The 21,559-nt window shown below is 65.5% G+C and carries 22 protein-coding genes; 2 read left to right on the forward strand and 20 right to left on the reverse strand.

Annotation, left to right across the window (positions count from 1 at the left end; genetic code table 11):
• Nucleotides 1-126 precede the first annotated feature (126 nt).
• The 3 genes from H6A16_RS09520 to H6A16_RS09530 form a co-directional block, all read right to left on the reverse strand.
• Nucleotides 127-1,533 (reverse strand): phosphoglucomutase/phosphomannomutase family protein, encoded by a 1,407-nt coding sequence (locus tag H6A16_RS09520; RefSeq protein ID WP_204618590.1) that lies wholly within the window; start codon nucleotides 1,531-1,533, stop codon nucleotides 127-129.
• A gap of 152 nt (nucleotides 1,534-1,685) precedes the next feature.
• Entirely contained in the window at nucleotides 1,686-2,630 is a 945-nt protein-coding gene (locus tag H6A16_RS09525) for a homocysteine S-methyltransferase family protein (protein WP_239458325.1), read from the reverse strand.
• Between the two features lie 2 nt (nucleotides 2,631-2,632).
• Complete coding sequence (locus tag H6A16_RS09530; RefSeq protein WP_204618592.1) at nucleotides 2,633-3,058, reverse strand: metal-dependent transcriptional regulator; 426 nt, start codon at nucleotides 3,056-3,058, stop codon at nucleotides 2,633-2,635.
• Nucleotides 3,059-3,197: 139 nt separating this feature from the next.
• On the opposite strand from H6A16_RS09530, the gene pepT reads away from it, so the two are divergent.
• A complete protein-coding gene (pepT, locus tag H6A16_RS09535) occupies nucleotides 3,198-4,445 on the forward strand; it encodes a peptidase T (protein WP_204618594.1) in 1,248 nt (415 codons plus the stop codon).
• 6 nt (nucleotides 4,446-4,451) lie between these two features.
• Nucleotides 4,452-5,627 carry an acyltransferase family protein gene (locus tag H6A16_RS09540; RefSeq protein WP_204618596.1) on the forward strand — a complete coding sequence of 392 codons (1,176 nt, stop codon included), beginning with the start codon at nucleotides 4,452-4,454 and terminating at the stop codon, nucleotides 5,625-5,627.
• 227 nt (nucleotides 5,628-5,854) lie between these two features.
• On the opposite strand, the gene H6A16_RS09545 is transcribed toward H6A16_RS09540, so the two are convergent.
• The 17 genes from H6A16_RS09545 to purN all read right to left on the reverse strand — a co-directional run bounded on the left by H6A16_RS09545 (nucleotide 5,855) and on the right by purN (nucleotide 21,401).
• The gene (locus tag H6A16_RS09545; protein ID WP_204618598.1) at nucleotides 5,855-7,039 is read right to left on the reverse strand and encodes an LCP family protein; all 1,185 of its coding nucleotides are present in this window, start codon (nucleotides 7,037-7,039) and stop codon (nucleotides 5,855-5,857) included.
• Between the two features lie 12 nt (nucleotides 7,040-7,051).
• A complete protein-coding gene (gene murA / locus H6A16_RS09550) occupies nucleotides 7,052-8,335 on the reverse strand; it encodes a UDP-N-acetylglucosamine 1-carboxyvinyltransferase (RefSeq protein ID WP_204618600.1) in 1,284 nt (427 codons plus the stop codon).
• A gap of 107 nt (nucleotides 8,336-8,442) precedes the next feature.
• Entirely contained in the window at nucleotides 8,443-8,841 is a 399-nt protein-coding gene (gene atpC / locus H6A16_RS09555; protein ID WP_342589751.1) for an ATP synthase F1 subunit epsilon, read from the reverse strand.
• A gap of 5 nt (nucleotides 8,842-8,846) precedes the next feature.
• The gene (atpD, locus tag H6A16_RS09560) at nucleotides 8,847-10,280 is read right to left on the reverse strand and encodes a F0F1 ATP synthase subunit beta (protein WP_204618602.1); all 1,434 of its coding nucleotides are present in this window, start codon (nucleotides 10,278-10,280) and stop codon (nucleotides 8,847-8,849) included.
• Nucleotides 10,280-11,188 (reverse strand): ATP synthase F1 subunit gamma, encoded by a 909-nt coding sequence (gene atpG / locus H6A16_RS09565; protein WP_204618604.1) that lies wholly within the window; start codon nucleotides 11,186-11,188, stop codon nucleotides 10,280-10,282. The genes atpD and atpG overlap by 1 nt, the downstream gene beginning before the upstream one ends.
• Before the next feature lie 16 nt (nucleotides 11,189-11,204).
• Nucleotides 11,205-12,809 (reverse strand): F0F1 ATP synthase subunit alpha, encoded by a 1,605-nt coding sequence (atpA, locus tag H6A16_RS09570; RefSeq protein WP_204618606.1) that lies wholly within the window; start codon nucleotides 12,807-12,809, stop codon nucleotides 11,205-11,207.
• A 5-nt stretch (nucleotides 12,810-12,814) separates the two neighbouring features.
• The gene (locus tag H6A16_RS09575; RefSeq protein WP_204618608.1) at nucleotides 12,815-13,288 is read right to left on the reverse strand and encodes a F0F1 ATP synthase subunit delta; all 474 of its coding nucleotides are present in this window, start codon (nucleotides 13,286-13,288) and stop codon (nucleotides 12,815-12,817) included.
• On the reverse strand, nucleotides 13,281-13,880 hold the full coding sequence (gene atpF / locus H6A16_RS09580; protein WP_204618610.1) for a F0F1 ATP synthase subunit B: 600 nt from the start codon (nucleotides 13,878-13,880) through the stop codon (nucleotides 13,281-13,283). The genes H6A16_RS09575 and atpF overlap by 8 nt, the downstream gene beginning before the upstream one ends.
• 45 nt (nucleotides 13,881-13,925) lie before the next feature.
• Nucleotides 13,926-14,120, reverse strand: coding sequence for an ATPase (locus H6A16_RS09585; RefSeq protein WP_204562271.1), 195 nt, complete (start codon nucleotides 14,118-14,120; stop codon nucleotides 13,926-13,928).
• 108 nt (nucleotides 14,121-14,228) lie between these two features.
• Complete coding sequence (gene atpB / locus H6A16_RS09590; protein ID WP_204618612.1) at nucleotides 14,229-15,029, reverse strand: F0F1 ATP synthase subunit A; 801 nt, start codon at nucleotides 15,027-15,029, stop codon at nucleotides 14,229-14,231.
• 27 nt (nucleotides 15,030-15,056) lie between these two features.
• On the reverse strand, nucleotides 15,057-15,347 hold the full coding sequence (locus H6A16_RS09595) for a hypothetical protein (protein WP_204618614.1): 291 nt from the start codon (nucleotides 15,345-15,347) through the stop codon (nucleotides 15,057-15,059).
• A 123-nt stretch (nucleotides 15,348-15,470) separates the two neighbouring features.
• Nucleotides 15,471-16,118, reverse strand: coding sequence for a uracil phosphoribosyltransferase (gene upp, locus H6A16_RS09600; RefSeq protein ID WP_204618616.1), 648 nt, complete (start codon nucleotides 16,116-16,118; stop codon nucleotides 15,471-15,473).
• Between the two features lie 185 nt (nucleotides 16,119-16,303).
• Nucleotides 16,304-16,741 (reverse strand): ribose 5-phosphate isomerase B, encoded by a 438-nt coding sequence (gene rpiB / locus H6A16_RS09605; protein WP_204618618.1) that lies wholly within the window; start codon nucleotides 16,739-16,741, stop codon nucleotides 16,304-16,306.
• 48 nt (nucleotides 16,742-16,789) lie between these two features.
• Complete coding sequence (glpK, locus tag H6A16_RS09610) at nucleotides 16,790-18,334, reverse strand: glycerol kinase GlpK (RefSeq protein WP_204618621.1); 1,545 nt, start codon at nucleotides 18,332-18,334, stop codon at nucleotides 16,790-16,792.
• Between the two features lies 1 nt (nucleotide 18,335).
• Nucleotides 18,336-19,040, reverse strand: coding sequence for an L-threonylcarbamoyladenylate synthase (locus H6A16_RS09615; RefSeq protein WP_204618623.1), 705 nt, complete (start codon nucleotides 19,038-19,040; stop codon nucleotides 18,336-18,338).
• 247 nt (nucleotides 19,041-19,287) lie between these two features.
• The gene (locus tag H6A16_RS09620) at nucleotides 19,288-20,505 is read right to left on the reverse strand and encodes a N5-glutamine methyltransferase family protein (RefSeq protein WP_204618625.1); all 1,218 of its coding nucleotides are present in this window, start codon (nucleotides 20,503-20,505) and stop codon (nucleotides 19,288-19,290) included.
• A gap of 239 nt (nucleotides 20,506-20,744) precedes the next feature.
• Nucleotides 20,745-21,401 carry a phosphoribosylglycinamide formyltransferase gene (purN, locus tag H6A16_RS09625; RefSeq protein WP_342589752.1) on the reverse strand — a complete coding sequence of 219 codons (657 nt, stop codon included), beginning with the start codon at nucleotides 21,399-21,401 and terminating at the stop codon, nucleotides 20,745-20,747.
• Nucleotides 21,402-21,559 lie beyond the last annotated feature (158 nt).

Below are 21,559 nucleotides of genomic sequence, written 5' to 3' on the forward strand. Positions count from 1 at the left end.
CTCATCGGCGCTGCCCGCTGTATCCGGTTCTCAAGGTGCCCGCCGCGGGTGCTCGCCCGCGCGGCAGGGAGATATATTGCCACTCCCCGGGGGCGCCGGGGGCGGGAATGTACGCATTCACGTGGTCTACACAAATGCCTCTTCTTCGAGGCGTGCGATCTGCCCGCCCGCTTCGAGCAACTCGTCGCGCTGCTCGAGGGTGAACGCCTCCGCATATATACGTACCAGCGGTTCCGTGCCGCTCGGACGCAGCAGGAGCCACGACTCGTCGGCAAATTCCAGACGCAGGCCGTCCGCATGGCTCACGCGCTCCGGCTTCTTGCCCCCGACGGTCCGCGGGTTCATGCCGGGAAGCATCGTCCTGAGCATCTCGACGTTCTCGTTCTGCATGCGGATATCGCGGCGCGCATACCAGGTCTTTCCGAACTCGGCTTCGAGCTCCTCCACAAGCTGGCCCAAGGTCTTTCCGGAAACCGCCATCATCTCGCACAGCAGAAGGATCATCAGCAGGCCGTCGCGCTCCGGGAAATGATCGGGCATGCCGAAGCCTCCCGCCTCCTCGCCGCCAAGGAGCACGCCGCCCTTGCGCATCTCCTCACATATATGCTTGAAGCCGACCGGCTTGATCACATATTTGCAGTCCAGCGAGCGGGCGAGCCTGCGAGTGAGCAGCGACGACGCCGCCCCCAGCACGACACGGCCCGAAAGCCCCCGATTCTCCACGAGATGCCACAGAATGAGACTGAGCAGCTTATGGGAGTTCACATAGGTGCCGTGCTCGTCGACCGCACCCAGGCGGTCGGCATCGCCATCGCTGATTAGGCCGCAGCAGGCGCCGCATTCGACGACCGCCTGCTCGCACTCGTCCACCCACGGCTCGATAGGCTCGGGGCGCATATCCGCCACGCCCTCGTCGTCGGTCCCATGGATCTCGGTCACCGTCACGCCGAGCGCGCCCAGCACCGCGGTCATCGAGCCACGGCCGGAGCCGTACATGGAGTCGTAAACCACATGCATGTGCGCGCGGGCGATCGCATCTCCGTCGACAAGCGAGACAAGCGCGTCGAAATACGGGGTCGCGAAATCGATCAGTTTGACGGGGCCGCGCACCTCGGTCGGATCCGGGTCGATGGCGTCCTCGATCTCGTCCATGAAATCGGAAGAAGCCGCCCCGCCGTCCGCCACGCGGAACTTCATACCGAGATAGTCGCTCGGATGATGGGAGCCGGTCACGATGATGCCGCCGCAAGCGCGCGGGTCGTGCGCGATCGACCACGAAAGGGCCGGGGTGGGAACGAACCGATCGCTCAGCATGGCAACCAGTCCGTGGCCGGCGATGACGCGCGCAGCGAGCCCGGCGAACCGACCCGCTTCCGGACGCGTATCGAAACCTATATATACGATGGCCCCGGGATTCGAACGCGCCCACAGCGACGCCACCGCATCCGCGACGCGAATCACGTTGTCCTCGGTGAACGCGCCGTCGCAGCGCGCCCTCCAGCCATCTGTGCCGAAGCGAATCAATCCGCCCATTACCTCAGCGCTCCCGTGCGCATCTGCGCAGAGTGGGTTGTATTTCATATGCTTTATGTCTATACCCCATGAGGCAGATGCCAGTCACCGTTCACGCGCTCAACAACAGCGCGCAGTGGCAGCGCGGCTCGCGTCATTCACGATGTCGTGACCTACCTGCGGGCTCGCGCCTCAAGGCAGCCGGACAGAGCGCATGTGGTGCGCGGCCCCGTGCCGCAGCACCCGCCGACGATGAGCGCGCCATCGGCGCACCAACGCTCGCAGGCGGCCGCGAAATCGTCGGGAAGCTCATACCAGTGAAGCTGTCCCTCGTCATCGACCTGGGGGTCTCCCGCGTTGGGCCTCACCATGACGGGAACCGAGACCGCGCGGACCATGCGAGGCACAGCCGCCGTCGCTGCTTCGAGCGAGCAGCAGTTGACGCCGACGGCACGTGCGCCGTGGCTCTCGGCAAACATGCACGCCGCCTCGATGTTGAGGCCGTCTCCCAGCAGGTTTCCCTCATCGTCGATGGCATAGCTCACGAGCACGGGCATGCCGTCCGCCACGGACTGCACGGCCCCGAGTGCCGCCTCGAGCTCGCGCAGGGCGGTGAAGGTTTCGAGCACGATGCCGTGGCATCCGGCGTCGAGCAGCGCATACGCCTGCTCGCGATAGGCAGCTATCACCGCGCGGTATTCAGGGGTATCATCCGCAAGCCACGAGATGCCGCAAGGACCCATGGAGCCAAGCGTACAGGGGGCGCCCGCATGCAGAGCGCATGCCACGGCAGCGCGGTTCACGCGCTCCATGCCGGCCCGGACCTCGTCGCGCTCCAGCGCGGGTCCGGATGCCTGAAAGGTATTGGTGAGCATGATGTCGGCGCCGACCGTCCGGTACATCCAGTGGATGCGCTCGACCTCATGCGGGTCGGCAACGTTCCAAAAGGCCGGAGGCACCTGCGCGGAACCCACCTGGCCTATGAGTTCCGAGCCCATAGGCCCCTGCATGAGCAGGGTGTCTTTGCCAAGATGCTCCTCGAGCCACGCCGTTCCCGCGCGGTCGAACCGCGCCGGATCGAATCGGTCCTGCGCAACGCTATGCTCGATTTCGCCCAACGCTACTCCTCGCCGACGACGATGCCCTGCTGCTCGAGATAGCCGAGCCAACGCTGCATGGTGTCTTCAGACAAGGCGTGCTCCATCATGCACGCCTCCGCATCGGCGCGCTCGAAGGGAACGCCGAGCTCTTGGATGAGGAACGTGCGGATCAGGCGATGGCGATACCATACCGCGCGGCCCAGATCTCTGCCCGCATCGGTGAGCACGACCTTGCCGTAATGGGACTGCTCAACCAGGCCCTGCTCCTTGAGCACCGTGACGGCCTTGTTGACCGACGCCTTAGAGACCTCGAGCTGCTGGGCGATATCGACCGAACGGATGCCCTCGCCCTGCGCGCCCTCCTGCTCAAGGCGGACCATGCACTCGAGGTAGTCCTCGTTCGCGACCGTCAGGTGAAGCTCACGCGAGATGTCGGTGGTTTCCATATGCGTATCCTCCCGTCGTATCCACGGACAAGTGTAGCGCATTCATCATGACCTTCGCGTCCTGTCCGCGTGCTAGAGTAACCGTGAAGTCACCACGCGCGTGCGCATGCGAACGCGCGCCATCCCGAAGGAGTAAGCCATGTCCCATACCGAGCAGTCCGACGTTCTCGAGCGCTTCTTGCGCTACGTCAAGGTCAATACCCAGTCCAGCGATGCGGATTGCGACCGTGTGCCCTCGTCCGACTGCCAGTTCGACCTTGCGAACCTGCTCGCCGACGAGCTTCGCGCCCTCGGCGCACTCGACGTGGAGGTCAGCGAGCACGCGTACGTCACCGCGCACATCCCTGCGAGCAGCGGGTCGGAGGACAAGCCGGCGCTTGGACTGATCGCGCATCTCGACACCACCGAGGTGGCGCCCGGCGCGGGCGTGGCGCCGCATATCGTTCACTATAAGGGTGGCGACCTCGTGTGCGGCACGGTCGACGGCACCGACATCAAGATCGGTCCCGACAAGCTCCCCGCGCTCGATGCGCTCGTCGGCGAGGACCTGGTGTGCACGGACGGCCGCACGCTGCTCGGCGGCGACGACAAGGCGGGTATCGCCGAGATCATGGCGCTTGTCGCCCGCATCGCCGAGAACCCCGAGCTGCCGCATCCGCCGCTTGCCGTCTGCTTCTGCCCCGACGAGGAGATCGGCCACGGCGCCGAGCTGCTCGACATCCCCGCGTTCGGCTGCACCTACGCCTACACCGTCGACGGCGGCCCCATCGGTGAGATCGAATGGGAGTGCTTCAACGCCTGCGAGGTCACAGTGACCTTCGACGGCTATTCCATCCACCCGGGCGATGCCAAGAACCGCATGGTCAACGCCACGAACCTGTTCTGCGAGTTCCACAACCTGCTCCCCGTTCCCGAGCGCCCCGAGCACACGGAGGGCTACGAGGGCTTCATCCATATCGAGGGCGTATCGTCCACGGTCACCCACGCCACCGCACGCTATATCGTGCGCGACCATGACGCTGCGCGCTTCCAGGCCAAAATCGACCTCATGCAGCGCGCCTGTGACTTCATGAACGCCCGTCTGGGCGAGCAGCGCGTCCACATGGACATCAAGCAGCAGTATCGCAACATGGCCGAGATCGTGGCCGATTACCCCGAGCTCATCGACACCGCGAAGATGGCGTTCGAGACGGTGGGCGTGACGCCGAACGTCCTGCCCATCCGCGGCGGCACCGATGGCGCCCAGCTCTCGTTCCGCGGCCTGCCGTGCCCCAACCTGTCCACCGGCGTCTACTGCTGCCACGGCGTGAACGAGTTCATCCCCGTCAGCTCCCTCGAGAAGATGGTCGACGTGCTTGCCGAGCTTGTCGCCCGCTTCGCACACTAGCGCGCCATGGGCACCAAGGCCCCGCGCAACATCCGCATCGAGGCGCTGCGCCTGGTGGCGATCTGCTCTATCGCGATTTTCCACAGCTTCCAGCCGCTCTTCGCGCACATGACGGAGCTGATGGGCCCCGGTCTCGTTCCCGGCGCCGGCGACGCCGCCTCGCTTGTCGCGGCGACGCCGGCCGCCGCCGGCCTGCTGGGGTTCATCAACCTGTTCGGCGCCTACGGCAACTGCGTCTTCTTCGCGATCTCCGGATTGTTCCTCATACCGAGCGCTGCGCGTGCATCGCGCGAAGCCGGCTATCTGCGCGACCAGCTGGCGCGCACGGCTCGACGCGCCGCCGTGATTCTGCTGTCCGTTGCCCTCTACGCAGCGGTCGCCCTCATCGTGAGCGCTCGGGTCGTACCGCTGCCTGGCGTTTCGCTCCACGAGACCGGGTGGCTGATCGGCGGGCTCGAGTTCATCTGGGTCTACCTCGCCATGCTGGTGATCACGCCCCTTATCGGCTGGCTCTGGGAGCGCTGCCGCGCGCGCGTCGGCCTCACCGCCCTCATCGTGGCGGCCATCTACCTCATCAACGCATACATCGCGTTCGTTTCACCGGGAAACGAGGTGCGCGGATTGCTCGAATGGCGCAAGCTCATGAGCGCGGCGAGCTATGGCGCGGCTTTCATTGCCGGAGGCGCCCTGAGCGATGTGCTCAGCAAGAAAGCCTTGAGCTATCGCGCTGCGACCGCTGCGCTCGCAGGAGCCGCGAGCCTTTCGCTCGTCGGAGAAATCTGGCTTGCCGCGAACGGACGAGGCGACCTGATGGTTGCGACCTCGTTCAAATCGACATCTGCCATCTCGTTTGTCCTGGCATGGCTGTCGCTCGCCGTTGCCGCGCATCCGGAGGCGCCGCGCAAAGACCATCCGATGGCGGCGCCGCTCATCACCCGTGCCGCCGGCTCCATCCTGGGCTTCTACATCGCCCAGTCTATGTTCTATGCGCTTTGGCGTCGGGCGGTCGATGCGCTCATGTCCCTCGCGTTTGCTGGCGGTTCCAGCTTCAGTACAACGATCGGTGCCATCGACCTCGTTGCAGCGGGTATCGCCGGTAGCCTGGCGGTCGTTGCGATCCTGATTGCTGTCGATGCCCTCACGCGAATGCCCCTGCTGCGCCTGGTCCGCCTGCAAAGGTGAGTTTTTGGGTGCATGCAACTCCGGGGACGGCGGAAGCGGGGGGACGCGGTGAAATTTAGGGGACAGGCCCCAAACGTTCATTGCAGTAAAGGTGAACCTGAAGAAAAGGCACCTAATGAATGCTTGGGGCCTGTCCCCTAAATTTCACCGCGTCCCCCCGCTTCCGCCGTCCCCGGAGTTGAAAGAGGGCGCGTGCCGGTTTTGGCACGCGCCCTTTTCTACTCTTCTCAGTACTCGTCTTCGGAGTATTCCTCTTCGGTGTACTCGCTATCCTCCTCGGAGGAGGAGCTGCTGGTTGTCGCCGTTCCGTACGCCCAGTCATCCGCCTCGTTGTTGGAGAGGTCGCCTGTCGTCGCGGACTCGCCGCCCGTGCCCATGGTCTGGGGACCCTGCGGGTCCTCGCCGGCGTTGACGCGCTCCATCATCTCCTCGAGCTCGTCCTCGTGGACGAACACGTAGCTCTGGCCGTCGATCCAGGTGTCTTCGCCCGCCCAGGACGGGAGATTCGCCGTCCAGATGTTGTCGGTGTTCATGCCGCGCATTGCGTTCACGAGGCTGATGATGTCCTGAACGCTCATGTCGGTCACGACCATGCTGGACAGCGAGTCGACGATGCCCATGAGGTTGCCCACATCCATCTTGTTCAGAATGGTGTTGGCGAGCGCCGCCAGGAAGATGCGCTGATGGCGCATGCGGGTGTAGTCGCCGTCGGTATAGGCGCGCGAGCGGCAGAACGCAAGCGCCTGCTCGCCGTTGAGCGTCTGCAGGCCGGGCTCGATCACGAAGTCGGCCGCCTTCGGGTCGTCGATGCGATCGGGCACGTTCACCTCGACGCCGCCCAAGGCGTCGACGAGCTGCTGCATACCCTCGAAGTTGATCTCGGCGTAATGCGAGATCTTGATGTCGCACAGGTCGTTGACCGCCTCGACCATACCCTCGGCGCCATCGTACACGTGCGCCGCGTTGATCTTCATCGTGGAGCCGTCGTACTCGATCTTGGTATCGCGCGGGATGGAGATCAGCGTGACCTCCTTCTCGGGTGCGTCGATGCGCGCGAGCACGATGGAGTCGGCACGGTAGGAATCCTCGCCCGGACGTCCGTCGGTACCCAGCAGGAGCATGTAGAACGGCTCTCTGGTCACGTTGGAATCGACCAGCGTGAGGAGCAGGTCGGGAGTGATGATAGCACCGTTGTTAAGACGACCCGCGATGCTGGAGAACCATACGCCGGCAGCCGTGCCCACGCAGGCGAGCAGGGCGACAAGCGTCACCACGATCACGCGGCGAATTCGCTTGCCGGTACGGCGCTGGCGGGCGCGCTCGGAATAGCGACCGACGTTCTCGCGGCTGTAGATGCGGCTCGCCGCGCCGGTACTGAGGCGCCGTGCGTCCTGTACGGGTTTCTTCTTCATGCGGCTACCTGCTTAATCGTCAATGGGATCGGGAAGCGACACGCGCTCGACGGAGGCGCCGAGATGGATGAGCTTCTCGACGAAGTGCTCATAGCCGCGGTCGATGTGGTGGATGGCGGAAACCTCGGTACGCCCGTCGGCAACCAGACCGGCAACCACCAGGGCGGCGCCGCCGCGCAGGTCGGGAGAGACCACCTGGGCGCCGGAGAAGCCCTCCACGCCGTGGATCATGGCGTGATGGCTCTCGATGCGGATGTCCGCGCCCATGCGCACGAGCTCGGAGGCGAACATGAAGCGGTTCTCGAAGATGTTCTCGGTGATGACGGAACTGCCGTCGGCAAGCGCGGAAAGCACCATGGCCTGCGCCTGCATGTCGGTCGGGAAACCGGGGAACGGAAGCGTCTGGATGTCCACCGGGCGGATGCGGTCGACGCGATGCACGCGCACACCGCCGGAACCGCGGTCGATCTGGACGCCCATGAGCTCGAACTTCTTGAGCACCATACCGAGATGGCTCGCATTGAAGCCGGTGATCTCGATGCCGCCCTCGTCGGCCATGAGCGCGCCGGCGACGATGAAGGTACCCGCCTCGATGCGGTCGCCGATCACGCGGTGCGTGACGGGATGGAGCTCCTCGACGCCCTCGATCTGCACGACCGGGGAACCGGCGCCGGTGATCTTGGCGCCCATCTCGTTCAGCATGTTCGCGAGGTCGACAATCTCGGGCTCGCGGGCAGCGTTGTCGATGACGGTCGTGCCGCGGGCGCGGACGGCAGCCATGATGAGGTTCTCGGTGGCGCCGACGCTGGCGAACTCGAGCGTCACCGTGGAGCCGACAAGGCCGTCGGACGCATCGGCGTAGATGTAGCCGTGGTCGGTATCGAACTTCACCCCGAGGGCCTCGAGGCCGAGGATGTGCATGTCGATCTTGCGCGCGCCGAGGTTGCAGCCGCCCGGCATGGCGATCTTGGCGCGACCGCAGCGACCCAGCAGCGGGCCCATGACGGCGGTCGAGGCGCGCATCTTGGCGACGAGCTCGTAGGGAGCCTCCCACGAATGCACCTCGGAGGTATCGATTGCCAGGCTGTGCTCGTCCACGACGTCGATCGTGGCGCCCAGCCGCTTGAGAACCTTGCCCATGACGTGAACATCCGAGATGTTCGGCACGTTCTCGAGAATGGTCTTGCCAGGGGCCAGCAGCGTTGCCGCCATCAGCTTGAGGGCCGAGTTCTTGGCTCCCGACACGTGGACCCGTCCGTTCAGGGCGTGTCCGCCTTCAACGCGAATGATATCCAAGCGCGTTCCCTTCGCCACAACGCCGACATATGAACATGCCCGGAAGCGAAAGGGCTCCCGGGCATGATGTCGGTTCTATCGGTACCGCCCGCATGCAGCCCGTCGGGCTATGCGTCGAGCAGCAGTTTACACCATGCGATTTCATTATAGAGGTAGGCACGGTGTGCATCGTTCTCCGACAAAACGCTCAACTGGTCTTCAAAACCTTGAATCTTGGCTTGAAGCTCCTCGCGGTCGATGCCGGAGACATCGCGGGCACGGGTCGCCAGGACGATGATCTTGTCGCCGGTGATCTGCACGTAGCCGCCGGTCACCGCGAAGGTGCGGTCAACCTGGCCCATGCGCTCGTCGCACACGCGCACGTAGCCCGGCGCGATGGTGCTGATCTCGCTCGCATGCAGCGGCGCGATGCCCACCTGGCCGTCGGTGGTGGGGACGGTCACGAAGGCCGCCTCGCCGTCGAAGGGGCACGAATCGGGGCAGACGATGCGCAGTTTCATGGCCATGGCGATTACGCCTCCATCTTCTTGGCGCGCTGGCGCACGTCGTCGATGGTGCCGGCGTAGCGGAACGCCTGCTCGGGCAGGTCGTCGCACTCGCCGTCGACGATGGCGGCAAACGAGCGCACGGTGTCGCTCACGCGGACGTACACGCCCGGGTTGCCCGTGAACTTCTCGGCCACGTGGAACGACTGCGACAGGAACTGCTGGATCTTGCGGGCGCGGCTCACCGTAAGCTTCTGCTCGTCGGAAAGCTCGTCCATGCCCAGGATCGCGATGATGTCCTGCAGGTCGGAGTACTGCTGGAGGATCTCCTGCACCTTGACCGCCACGCGGTAGTGCTCCTCGCCCACGACGCTCGGGTCGAGCGCGTCCGAGGTGCTCGCCAGAGGATCGATCGCCGGGAACAGGCCCAGGCTGGAGATGCTGCGCGAAAGAACCGTCGTGGCATCGAGGTGGGTGAACGTGGTCGCAGGCGCCGGGTCGGTCAGGTCGTCGGCGGGGACGTAGACGGCCTGGACCGAGGTGATGGAGCCGGTCTTGGTCGAGGTGATGCGCTCCTGCAGGTCGCCCATCTCGGTCGCGAGCGTGGGCTGGTAGCCGACCGCCGAGGGCATGCGGCCCAGCAGGGCCGAAACCTCGGAACCGGCCTGGGAGAAGCGGAAGATGTTGTCGATGAACAGCAGCACGTCCTGGCCGCGATCGCGGAAGTACTCCGCCTCGGTGAGACCGGCCAGGCCGATGCGCAGACGCGCTCCGGGCGGCTCGTTCATCTGGCCGTAGACCAGGCAGGTCTTGTCGATAACGCCCGACTCGCTCATCTCGAGGTAAAGGTCGGTGCCCTCGCGGGTACGCTCGCCGACGCCGGTGAACACCGAGGTGCCGCCATGCTCCTGAGCGAGGTTGTTGATGAGCTCCTGGATGAGCACCGTCTTGCCCACGCCGGCGCCGCCGAACAGGCCGGTCTTGCCGCCGCGGATGTAGGGCTCGAGCAGGTCGACGGCCTTGATGCCCGTCTCGAAGATCTCGGTCTTGGTCGTGAGCTCGTCGAAGCTCGGCGCCGGATGGTGGATGGGATAGTAATCGTCCACCTCGGGCATGGGCTTGCCGTCGACGGGCTCGCCCATGACGTTCCAGATGCGGCCGAGGGTCTGGTTGCCCACGGGCATCTTCATGGGAGCGCCGGTGTCGACAGCCTCGATGCCGCGCTGCAGGCCGTCCGTGGAGGACATGGCCACGCAGCGGACGACGCCGCCCGGGAGCTGGCTTTCGACCTCAAGCACGGTCTTGATGCGGCCCACGGGAGTCTCGGCATCGACGGTCAGGGCGTTGTAGATGCCCGGAACGCCCTGCTTGAACTTGACGTCCACGACCGGGCCGATGATGCGGACGATGCGTCCGACGCCGGCCGTCGTCGCAGACGGAGCAACGATGGTATCTGCCATTAGTAATCCTCCAATGCAGCGGCTCCACCGACGATCTCGTTGATCTCGGTCGTAATGGACGCCTGGCGCACGCGGTTGTACGTGCGGGTGAGCTCAGAGATGATCGCGCCGGCGTTCTCGGTCGCGGAGTGCATGGCCTTGCGGCGCGCACCCTGCTCGGCCGCGGCGGAATCGATCAGAGCCTGATGGATGACGGTCAGCACGTAGCTGGGAATCAGCTTCGACAGGACGTGATCGGCGCTGGGCGCGTACTCGAACGGCGAAGTGAGGCGCTTGGGGGCCTCGGCCTCGTTGGCGCGCGGGCCGCGGGCGGTGCTCAAGACGAGCTCGTCCAGCGGCAGGATGCGCTCCTCGCGCAGGTCCTGGTCGACGCGGTTGCGCGCGTGGTAGTAGACGATGTCCACGCGGCCGAACTTCCTGCTCGCGAAACCCTCGCACACGTAGCTCGCGATGACGCGGGCGCGCTCGAGCGTAGGGTTGTCCGACTCGCCCTCGACCGCCATGACGACGTCATCGTGGTGGCGGAAGTAGTCGCAGGCCTTGCGGCCGCAGGTGATGAGCTCCACGCGCTGGGCCCCATGGCGACGGAAGTGATCTATGCGCTTCTCGGCAGCGCGCTCGACCATCACGTTGAACCCGCCCGCAAGGCCGCGATCGGAATTGATCACGATCAGCAGGGCGCAGTCGTAATGCTCGGGGTTGCTGAGCAGGGGATTCGTCTCCTGGGAGGCGTCCTGCGCAACCGTGAGCATCATGTCCGTGATGGCCTCGCAGTACTGCTCGGACTGCTTCTCGCGCGCAAGGGCGCGGCCGATCTTAGCCGTCGAGACCATCTCCATGGTGCGCGTGATCTGCTCGGTGCTGGACACCGAGTCGATGCGCTTCTTGATTTCGCGGAGGTTGGCCATAGGGCTGGTCGCTCCTTTACGCCGTCTCGCCGGCAGCAGGGGTGGCCTGCTGCGCGCGTGCGGACACGAACTGGTTCTTGTACTCGACGATGCCCTGCTCGAGCTTGGCGCCCAGAGCGTCGTCGATCTTGGCGTCGCCGATCTGCTCCAAGACCTTGGAGTAGGCACCGTTCATGAACGTGATGAGGCCGTTGCGGAACGGGAGCACCTCGGAAATCTCGAGATCGTCGAGGTAGCCCTTGTTGCCGGCATACAGGACGGTAACCTGATCGGCCACGGTCATGGGATGGAAGCGCTGCTGCTTGAGCAGCTCGGTCATGCGCGAACCATGGGTGAGCTGCTTTTGCGTGGAGGCGTCCAGGTCGCTGCCGAACTGGGTGAAGCCCTGAAGCTCCTGGTAGCCGGCGAGGTCGAGGCGCAGGTTGCCCGCGACCTGCTTCATGGCCTTGGTCTGGGCGTCACCACCGACGCGCGACACCGAGATGCCGACGTCGACGGCGGGGCGCTGGCCCTGGAAGAAGAGATCGCCCTGCAGGTAGATCTGGCCGTCCGTGATGGAGATCACGTTCGTGGGGATGTAGGCCGACACGTCGCCATCCTGCGTCTCGATGAGCGGCAGGGCGGTCAGCGAGCCGCCGCCGTTCTCGTCGGAGAGCTTGCAGGCGCGCTCGAGCAGGCGCGAATGCAGGTAGAAGATGTCGCCAGGGTAGGCCTCGCGTCCGGGCGGACGACGCAGCGTCAGCGACATCTGACGGTAGGCGACGGCCTGCTTGGAGAGGTCGTCGTAGACCACGAGCACGTGACCGCCGGGGTTGGTGGCCGACGCGGGCTCGCCGTCCTCGCCGTTGTACATGAAGAACTCGCCGATCGCGGCACCGGCCATCGGGGCGATGTACTGCATGGGCGCGGAATCGGCCGCGGTGGCGGAGACGATGATCGTATAGTCGAGCGCACCGTGGCTCGCCAGGGTCTCGCGGATCGCGGCAACCGTGGAGGCCTTCTGGCCGATGGCGACGTAGATGCAGACCATGCCCTTACCGCGCTGGTTGATGATCGCGTCGATGGCGATGGCGGTCTTGCCGGTCTTGCGGTCGCCGATGATGAGCTCACGCTGGCCGCGGCCGATGGGCACCATCGCGTCGATGGCGAGCAGGCCGGTCTGGACGGGCTCACACACGGGCTTGCGCGCGATAACGCCGGGGGCCTTGAACTCGATGGGACGGCGATGCGTCGCGTTGATGGGGCCCTTGCCGTCGATGGGCTGGCCGAGCGGGTTCACCACGCGACCGAGCATGCCGCGGCCCACGGGGATGTCCATGACGCGGCCGGTCGTACGGCAGGTGTCGCCCTCCTTGATGAGCTCGACGTCGCCGAACAGAACGGCGCCGACCTCGTCGCGGTCGAGGTTCTGCGCCAGACCGTAGACGGTCTTGCCCGTCGAGCTGCTCGTGAACTCGAGCAGCTCGCCCGCCATGGCGCGCTGGAGACCGGCGACATGCGCGATGCCGTCGCCGACCTCTGCCACGAAGGACACCTCCTGGGTGTCGACCGTAGCGTTGAGGTCAAGGAGGCGCTGTTCCAGGATGCGCTCGATGTTCTGGGCGTTGATTGCCTCGGACATAGACGCTATACCTCCCTCTTCTTCGTATTCTGCGTCATCACCTTGCGCGCGGTCTCGAGCTGCGTACGCACGGAGGCGTCGCGGCGCTGGCCGCGGGCGGACAGGATGATGCCGCCGATGATCGTGGGGTCGACGTGCTCGATAAGGAACACGGGCGACTCCAGATCGGACTCGCATTTCTGTTTGATCATGTCGCGCAGCTCGTCGTCGAGCGGGATGGCGGTCGTCACGTGGACGCCCACGACCTCCTGCTGCTCGTCGACCATGCCGCGATACAGATCGAGGACCTCGGGAAGCTTGTCGAGATCGCCCTCTTCGGACATCTTGGCGAGGACGGCGACCACCTCGGGCGACGCCTCGGCCTGCGCGATGAGGGGCGCGATGTTCTCGTAGACGTGGTCTTCGGCCTTGGATGCCTCGAGCAGCGTGCGCGCGTACGTCTCGAGCTTGCGGCTCTCGATGCGGTCGCTACTAGGCATGGAGGCTACCCACTTCCGCTAGGTACTTCTTGATGATCTCGCGCTGCTTCTCAGGATCGTCGGCGAGGGTCTCGCCCACGATCTTGGAGGCCACGGCGACGGACACCTTGGCGATGGACTCCGTGGCACCGGCGTAGGCGCGCTGGAGCTCGTCGTCGGCGCGGTCGTGCGCCTTGGAGATGATGTCCTCCGCCTCGGCGTGGGCGTCGGCGACGATGCGGGCGCGCTCCTTCTCGGCGTCGGAGCGGGCGGCAAGCACGATGTCGGAGGCCTGACGGCGCGCGTCGGCGATCACCGAGTCGGCCTGGCGGCGGGTCTCGGCGGCATGCTCACGCGTGGCCTCGGCTTCCTTGATGCTGTCCTCGATCGTCTTCTCGCGCTGCTCGAACATGGCCATAACGCTCGGCCACGCGAACTTGCACAGCAGCGCCAGAATGATGAGGAAGATCACGAGCGCCGGGATGAACTCTGCAGGCTTGGGGATGAGGATGTCAGCGCCACCGGCGCCGCCCTCTTCCGCAAACGCCACGGAGGGCACCATGCACGCGGCCGCAGCGAGGGCTGCAGACACACGGATGTGATCAAGTTTCATGGCTTCTACTCCCTTGGGACTGGCTGCATTCCCTGTACGGCGGTCTTACTGGACAACCAGGGCAACGACGAAGCCGATCAGGGCCAGAGCCTCTGCGAAAGCGGCGCCCATGATGAAGACGGTAAACGCGCGGCCCTGGATCTCGGGCTGGCGCGCCATGGCGGTGGCGCAGCCGTAGGCAGCAAGGCCGATTGCAAGACCAGCACCGATAACACCGAGGCCGTAACCGATAACTCCCACAATTCCTCCTTTAGTTGCATGCACCCTTCGTGCATTTGAAAACAACCGTTTATATCAAGCGCGTGTGCGCTCGGTACCGAACTGAGATGCGCGCGGCGTGCGCGGGCGCTACTCCTCCTCCGTCTCCTCGGCCTCCTGGATGTAGACCGCGGTGAGGATGGTGAAGACGTAGGCCTGGACGAACGCCACGAAGATCTCGATGGCGTAGATGACCAGCAGGATGAAGGCGAACAGCACGCCGGGCAGGGCCGCAAGCACATTGGACGCGGTGACCTGCTCGAGCAGCGGCTGCGCGAACAGCGTGACCATGATGGCGAACGAGCCCATGACGATGTGGCCGGCGAACATGTTGCAGAACAGACGGATGGCCAGCGTGATGGGGCGCAGGATAGTCGAGATGACCTCGATGATCCAGATGAGCACGTTCAGCGGGAACATGACGCCCTCGGGGGCCAGGCTCTTGAGGTAGCCGATGGGACCGTGCGTACGGACGCCGCAGGCGATGAAGTAGATGAAGACGACGACGGCGAGCGCGGCGGTGGTGGAGATGGTGCCGGAGCCCGGCTTCATGCCCGGGATGACGCCGACGACGTTGTTCGCAAGGATGAAGAAGAACAGCGTGGCGAGGAACGGGAAGTGCTTCTTCCAGTTCTTGCCGATGATCTGCTTGCACACGTCATCCTGCACGAACGAGACGCCCCACTCGACCATGTTCATGAACACGCCGTGCGGAACGAGCGACAGACGCTTCACGAACACGAACATGAGGACGAGCAGCAGCAGCGCCGAGGCGATCAGCCAGAACGTATACTGCGTGAGGCCCATCATGAGGTCGCCCATGACGGGGATGGAATGGAACTCCGAGACGAGGTGGTTGATCTCGTCGGGAAGCAGTGCGAAAGCGTCCAAGACTTAGCCCTCCTTGAATGCTGCGGGTCAGCGCCACTTCAGCGCTGTGAACGCCATAAGGGTCAGCATAACCACGTATCCTAGCGCCAAACCGATACTGAGGGCAAGGAAAGACTGCGAGATTAACAGCCAGGCAATGCCTTCTGCAACGGTGAGCAGGCCGAATGATGCGGCGACCGCGAGCGCGCCCCACCGCAGGCCCGGCTGCACGCGGCCGCGGCGCACCAGAAGCATCACGGCGACGAGCGGCGCGAAGCCGACCACGGCGAGCGCGATTCCGCCGACGAACGGCGCTATGTCGAACGGCAGCTGCAGCATGCGGCGTCCCTTATCGACCGGCTCGCTGGCGGCCGGATACGGTCAGATGGAGTTCCGATTGTAGTCGCTTCCCGTCGCGAAAGGGCCGCACCGGAAAGCGTCACTCTATAGAACGCACACAAGTTACAACGTGCCGAAGATGCGGTCGCCCGCGTCGCCCAGGCCCGGAACGATGTAGGCGTCCTCGTTCAGGCCCTCGTCGACCGAGCAGGTGTAGATATGCACGGCGGGATCGGCCGCGAGCACGCAGGCCAGGCCCTCGGGGGCAGCGACGATGGACAGGTAGCGCACATCGCGCGCACCCTGGGCACGCAGGTACTGAAGGGCTGCGGCAGCCGATCCGCCCGTCGCGAGCATAGGATCGACCACAAGGCAGATGCGCTCCGCGATGTCGGACGGGAGCTTCGCGTAGTACTCGTGGGGCTCGTGGGTCGTCTCGTCGCGATACATGCCCAAATGGCCGATGCGCGCGTCGGGCACGAGGTCGAGCGCGCCCTCCACCATACCCAGGCCCGCGCGCAGGATGGGGATGACAGCGAGCTTGGGCCCGGCAAGGCGCTTCGCGTCCGTGTCGCCGATGGGCGTGGAGATGCGCACGGTCTCGAGCGGCAGGTCGCGCGTGGCCTCGTAGGTCTCGAGGCGCGCGAGCTCGCGCACCAGGTCGCGGAACTGCTTGGTCCCCGTCTGCTTGTCGCGCAGGATGGACAGCTTGTGCTGCACCAGCGGATGGTCGACGACCGTGACCCTGCTTGCATCGTACGTAACGGACATAGCGCCACCTTTCAGCGTTTGGCATTCTTTCTTGCCCTAGTGTACCCACCGGCCGGAAAAATGACCGTTAGGACGGGTGCGTGACAGTTAGGACGGGGCCCAGCCTAACTGTCACGCCAAGCAAAGGGGGCAGGTTCCTGCAAAGGAGCCTGCCCCAACCGGACTTTGCGTTTTCAGGTCGACGTCTAGTCGAGCTTCATGACCTTCGCGACGCGCTCGGCGTGGCGGCCGCCCTCGAACTCGGCGGTCAGGAAGACCTTGATGATGTCCTTGTTGACCTGCAGGTCGACGAAGCGGCCGGACAGGCAGACGACGTTGCCGTCGTTGTGGCGACGGAACAGGTCGGCGAACTCGGGCGTGGTGATCGAGGACGCGCGGATGCCGGCGACCTTGTCGGCAGCAAGCGCCATGCCGATGCCCGTGCCGCACACGAGCACACCGCAATCGGCGGTGCCGGAGACCACCATATCGGCAACCTTCTTGGCGTAGTCGGGATAATCCACGCGGTCGTCGGTGTCCGGCCCGCAGTCGATGGTATCGACCTTGAGCTCGCTGGCCAGATAATCGACAAGCTGCTGCTTCTGCTCGAATCCCGCATGATCGGACGCAATGGCGACGCGCATGGCATGTTCCTCTCTATCGCAAACTGAATCGGGGCCGTGCCCCCGGTCTCACTGTATCACGGTTCGCGAGCGCGCCACGGCGTCGTGCCAGCCCGACAGGCGATGCGCGATATCCTCGGGGTCGCCCTTCGGCCAGAAGCGCTCGCCCAGGGCGTGATCGGCCGCAAGCTCGCTGCGATCCTCCCAGAAGCCGACCGCCAGACCCGCCAGGTAGGCGGCACCGAGCGCCGTCGTCTCGACCGCCTCGGTCTGCACGACGGGAATGCCCAGCAGATCTGCCTGGAATTGCATGATGAAGTCGTTGCGCGAGGCGGCGCCGTCGACCGAGAGCTCCGAGAGCTTCATGCCGGCGTCGGCCTCCATGGAGCGCAGCACGTCGAAGCTCTGGTAGGCCATCGACTCGCAGGCCGCGCGCACGAGCGTCGCTCGGTCGGAGGCCGCCGTGAGGCCGGTGATGATGCCGCGGGCGCTCGGGTCCCACCACGGGGCGCCAAGGCCGCTGAACGCCGGAACGAGGTAGCACTCGTCGTCGGCCGCCGCCGCACGGGCGATCGCGGCCGTATCGCGGGCATCGGAGATGATTCCCAGCTTGTCACGCAGCCACTGGATGACCGAGCCGGCGTGGAAGATGGAGCCCTCGAGCGCGTAGGAGACCTTCCCGCCCTCGGCGATGCCGATGGTCGAGATGAGCCCGTTGTCCGAGCGGACGATCTCGTCGCCCGTGTTCATCAGCATGAAGCAGCCGGTTCCGTACGTGTTCTTGGTGTCGCCGCGCTCGAAGCAGCAGTGGCCGAAGAACGACGCCTGCTGATCGCCCGCCACGCCCGCAATGGGCGGCGTGTGCGTCATGACCTCGCTTGAGACGAAGCCGAAATCGTCCGAGCTCCAGCGCACCTCGGGAAGCATCGAGCGCGGGATATCGAGCATCTCGAGCAGCTCATCGTCCCATTCGAGCGTGTTGATGTTGTAGAGCATCGTGCGGCTCGCGTTGGTCATGTCGGTGGCGTACACGAGCCCGCCCGTCAGGTTATAGATGAGCCAGGTATCCACCGTGCCGAACATGAGCTCGCCGGCCTCCGCGGCCTCGCGCGCGCCGCTCACGTTGTCGAGGATCCACTTGATCTTCGTGCCGGAGAAATACGGGTCGAGCTTGAGACCCGTCTTCTCGCGGACCATGTCCTCGTAGCCCTCGGCGATAAGCTCGTCGACGATGGGCGCGGTGCGGCGGCACTGCCAGCCGATGGCGTTGTAGATGGGCTGGCCGCTATCGCGATCCCACACGATGCAGGTCTCGCGCTGGTTGGAGATGCCGATGGCCGCGATGCGGTCGGAGTGGATACCGCTTTTGAACTGGACCTCTGCCATCACGGCTATCTGCGAGGCGAGGATCTCCATGGGATCCTGCTCGACCCAACCCGACTGGGGGTACATCGTGTGGATGGGCTTGGACGCCTGGGCGACGATGCAGTCGTACTCGTCGACGATAATGGCGCGCACCGACGTGGTGCCCGAATCGAGCGCCATGATGTAGCTGCTGCCGGGAAGGTTCCTGACGCGGTCGACAAGTCCGATATCGTTCAGTGAATAGGCCATGTCACAGCCCCTTTTGGTCGAATGTTGAAGCGTTTGCGAGCACCTGTGCGATGCGCTCTGCGGAAAGCGGCCCCTCGCGGACGATGCGGAAGGTGCCGTCGGCGGCATCGACGATCGTCGAGGCGCCGCTGCATGCGGTCGGACCCGCGTCGATGGCGGCATCCACACCCGCCAGGATGCGCGGCTCGACCTCGTCGAACGAGGCGGGAGCGGGGGCTCCGTGCGTGTTCGCGCTCGTCACGGCGAGCGGCGAGCCGCACGCCCGCACGAGAGCTTGGATCACCGGAGACGCCGATGCGCGCAGCGCGACGGTGCCGTCGTCCGCCTGCATGAAGGCGGGCACGGCATCAGACGCCTTCACGATGATGGTAAGGGCGCCCGGCCAGCACGCACGCGCCAGGGCATGCGCCTCGGGCGGGACATCCACGCCGTAGGTGTCGAGGTCCTCCTCGCCGGCGACGAGCCAGGGCACCGTCTGGCGCACATCGCGCCGCTTGAGCGTGAAAATGCGGCCGTAGCCGCTCTGATCAGAAGGCGCGTTTCTGCCTGCGACCTCGGCATACGCGGCCACGCAGACACCGACGCCGTATACCGTCTCGGTGGGAACAAGGGCGAGTCCCCCTGCACGCAAAACGGCGGCCGCGTCGCACACGGCCAAGGGATGCGGTTGCGCGGTGCCGCCCGCAACCCGATAGATGCGCTGCATAGAGGAATCATCCTTTCCACGATGAAACACGGCGAAACGTTTTACCTTGTGATTGTCGCACGCGGCGTGCATGCATATCTCAACCTAGCGGATAAACGGGTTGGCTCTTTCGGCAAAGGGAGACCTATGTGTTGGTTGTATGGCCTGAGACGTCGGGCCGCACGGCGCGATGCCGTCGTTCAGCTTTTTCGACGCGGTGGCCGTACATGAAAACCCCGCCTCTTGAGACGGGGTTTTGGCGTGCAGATTATTCGACGCGCTCGCTCTCTGCCGTGGCCGGGGCAGGCGCATCCTGCTCCCCCGCCGGGCGCGCCCGCGCGTCGAAGCGCGCTCGGGCCTCCTCACAGACCTGCTGCGGGACGGTCGCCAGGATGAAGCGTGTCCTTCCCGCCAGGTCGCGCGCGATGCGAACCTCCTCGAAGCCCGCGTCCAAGCAGATGCGGGCGGCGTCGTCGAGCGTCGTCTCGTGCAGCTCGCAGGCGAGCAGACCGCCGGGACGCAGCATGCAGGGCGCGGCGTTGACGAGCCTGCGGAAGATGTCGAGGCCGTCGGCCCCGCCGTCGAGCGCGAGCGCAGGCTCGAAATCCGTGACCTCGCGCGGAATCACCTGCAGCACCGCGGTTGGGATGTAGGGCGGGTTCGAGACGAGCACGTCGAAGGTCCCCCACTCCGTCGCGCGGTCGAGCGGCGACACGAGGTTGCCCTCGCGGATGTCGACCGTCTCCGGCGCGATGCCGAGCGCCTCGCGGTTCCTGCAGGCAAGGGCGACCGCGCGCGGCTCGATGTCGGTAGCGACGCAGGACACGAGGCCGGCGCGCTCGAAGGCCAGCGACAGCGAGATGCATCCGGTGCCGCAGCCGACCTCGAGTACGCGCGCGTGGCGCGGGGCGGCGGCTTCAGGCTGCTGGTTGGCGGGTTGAGCCACGACCTCGGGCGCAGCCGCCGTGGACTCTTCGTCGGTTTCGCTCGAAGCGCCGTCGTCTTCCCCGGCGGTCTCGCGCTGCTCTGCGGCGCGAGCTGCCGCGGCCTCCTGCTCGGCACGGCGCTTGGCCTCGACCTCGTCGTTCCACGGCAGCTCGATGCGATGGCGGCGGCGATCCTCGCAGGTCCACTCGAACACGCGCGCATCCAGGAAGGAAAGCACCTCCTCGACGAGCATCTCGGTTTCGGGGCGGGGGATGAGCACGCCGGGTTCGCACTGGATGGTGAGCGATCTGAACGCGGTATCGCCCGTGATGTATTGAATCGGCTCGCCCTTGGCGCGGCGCACGACGGACTCGTGCATGCGCGCGAGCTCGTCAGGCGCAAGCGGACGGTTGGGATCGGTGTAGAGGTTGATGCGCGGCACGTCGAGCACAGACGAGAGCAGCCACTCGGCCGACACGCGGGGCGTTTCGTCGCCCTTGCTCGCCAGATACTCGATCGTCCAATTCAGGCACCGTATGACCGTCCAGGTTTCCGCCATGGCGTGCTCCATCCCTTCCGCTTCGGCAATTCCCAAGGAATTCTATAGCACACGGCTGCCGGCTCGCGTGCTCGCCGTCGAGATGCGGGTGTAGGCCCCGTTTTTCACAGGGGCCCTGCGAAAACCTTGGCACGGATTGCATCGTTTCTGCACGGAATCCGACACGGTACGAAAACGGACCCGGCTTTGAGGCCGGGCCCGTTGGGCATGCTTCGGTTTTACCGGGCTGTTTGCCGGCGCTAGTCGCCCACGGCAACGGTGAGGTTGTCGCGCACCTGGATGCGGCCGTCGGCGAGTAGCTGAACTACCTGCGGGTACAGCTCGTGCTCGATCTCGTGGATATGAGCCTCGAGCGTGTCGACGTCCCAGCCCTCCTCCACCGGCAGCGCGCGCTGGGCGATGATGGGGCCCGCGTCGTAGGCGGCGTTGGCAAAGTGGACCGTCACGCCCGTGACCTTGACGCCGCGCTCGTAGGCGTCGTCGATGGCATGTGCGCCGGGGAAGCTCGGCAGCAGCGCCGGGTGCAGGTTCACGATGCGGTCGGGGAACGTCGCCAGCAGCGGGTCGCGGACCATGCGCATATAGCCGGCCATGATGACGTACTCGACGCCATGGGACATGAGCTCGTGCGCGATGACCTCGTCGGCCGCGATGGGGTCGGCGTAGATCTCCTTGGAGAGGGTGAGCGTCTGGATGCCCGCCTTCTCGGCACGCTGCAAACCCTTGGCAGACGGGCGGCTCGACACGACGAGCTCGATCGAGGCGTTGAGCGAGCCGTCGGCGATGCGGTCGATGAGCGCCTGCAGGTTGGTGCCGGAGCCGGAGATGAGCACGCCGATCTTCAGCGGCTCGAGGCTCTCTCCCGCAGTGCGCGCAGTGGCGCGAGCTGCCTGGATCTCGTTGCTGTTGGGGATATTCAGCTCGGCTGCGACCTCGGCGCGCTCGGCGGCCTGAGCGGCAGCGCGGGCGAGTTCGCCGTCGACGTTGGCGTTGAAAAACGCATCGCTCGGCAGGGCCTCGGGCGGAAGCCCGGCCTCCTCAACCAGCTTGCGGT

Source organism: Collinsella tanakaei (assembly GCF_016900375.1).
Lineage (GTDB): Bacteria > Actinomycetota > Coriobacteriia > Coriobacteriales > Coriobacteriaceae > Collinsella.

What these genes read in the sequence shown, in the direction of transcription:
- H6A16_RS09520 (WP_204618590.1), bottom strand. Translation starts at nt 1,533, where the DNA reads ATGGGCGGATTGATTCGCTTCGGCACAGATGGCTGGAGGGCGCGCTGC.
- H6A16_RS09530 (WP_204618592.1), bottom strand. Translation starts at nt 3,058, where the DNA reads ATGGAAACCACCGACATCTCGCGTGAGCTTCACCTGACGGTCGCGAAC.
- pepT (WP_204618594.1), top strand. Translation starts at nt 3,198, where the DNA reads ATGTCCCATACCGAGCAGTCCGACGTTCTCGAGCGCTTCTTGCGCTAC.
- H6A16_RS09540 (WP_204618596.1), top strand. Translation starts at nt 4,452, where the DNA reads ATGGGCACCAAGGCCCCGCGCAACATCCGCATCGAGGCGCTGCGCCTG.
- H6A16_RS09545 (WP_204618598.1), bottom strand. Translation starts at nt 7,039, where the DNA reads ATGAAGAAGAAACCCGTACAGGACGCACGGCGCCTCAGTACCGGCGCG.
- atpC (WP_342589751.1), bottom strand. Translation starts at nt 8,841, where the DNA reads ATGGCCATGAAACTGCGCATCGTCTGCCCCGATTCGTGCCCCTTCGAC.
- atpD (WP_204618602.1), bottom strand. Translation starts at nt 10,280, where the DNA reads ATGGCAGATACCATCGTTGCTCCGTCTGCGACGACGGCCGGCGTCGGA.
- atpG (WP_204618604.1), bottom strand. Translation starts at nt 11,188, where the DNA reads ATGGCCAACCTCCGCGAAATCAAGAAGCGCATCGACTCGGTGTCCAGC.
- atpA (WP_204618606.1), bottom strand. Translation starts at nt 12,809, where the DNA reads ATGTCCGAGGCAATCAACGCCCAGAACATCGAGCGCATCCTGGAACAG.
- H6A16_RS09575 (WP_204618608.1), bottom strand. Translation starts at nt 13,288, where the DNA reads ATGCCTAGTAGCGACCGCATCGAGAGCCGCAAGCTCGAGACGTACGCG.
- atpF (WP_204618610.1), bottom strand. Translation starts at nt 13,880, where the DNA reads ATGAAACTTGATCACATCCGTGTGTCTGCAGCCCTCGCTGCGGCCGCG.
- H6A16_RS09595 (WP_204618614.1), bottom strand. Translation starts at nt 15,347, where the DNA reads ATGCTGCAGCTGCCGTTCGACATAGCGCCGTTCGTCGGCGGAATCGCG.
- upp (WP_204618616.1), bottom strand. Translation starts at nt 16,118, where the DNA reads ATGTCCGTTACGTACGATGCAAGCAGGGTCACGGTCGTCGACCATCCG.
- rpiB (WP_204618618.1), bottom strand. Translation starts at nt 16,741, where the DNA reads ATGCGCGTCGCCATTGCGTCCGATCATGCGGGATTCGAGCAGAAGCAG.
- glpK (WP_204618621.1), bottom strand. Translation starts at nt 18,334, where the DNA reads ATGGCCTATTCACTGAACGATATCGGACTTGTCGACCGCGTCAGGAAC.
- H6A16_RS09615 (WP_204618623.1), bottom strand. Translation starts at nt 19,040, where the DNA reads ATGCAGCGCATCTATCGGGTTGCGGGCGGCACCGCGCAACCGCATCCC.
- H6A16_RS09620 (WP_204618625.1), bottom strand. Translation starts at nt 20,505, where the DNA reads ATGGCGGAAACCTGGACGGTCATACGGTGCCTGAATTGGACGATCGAG.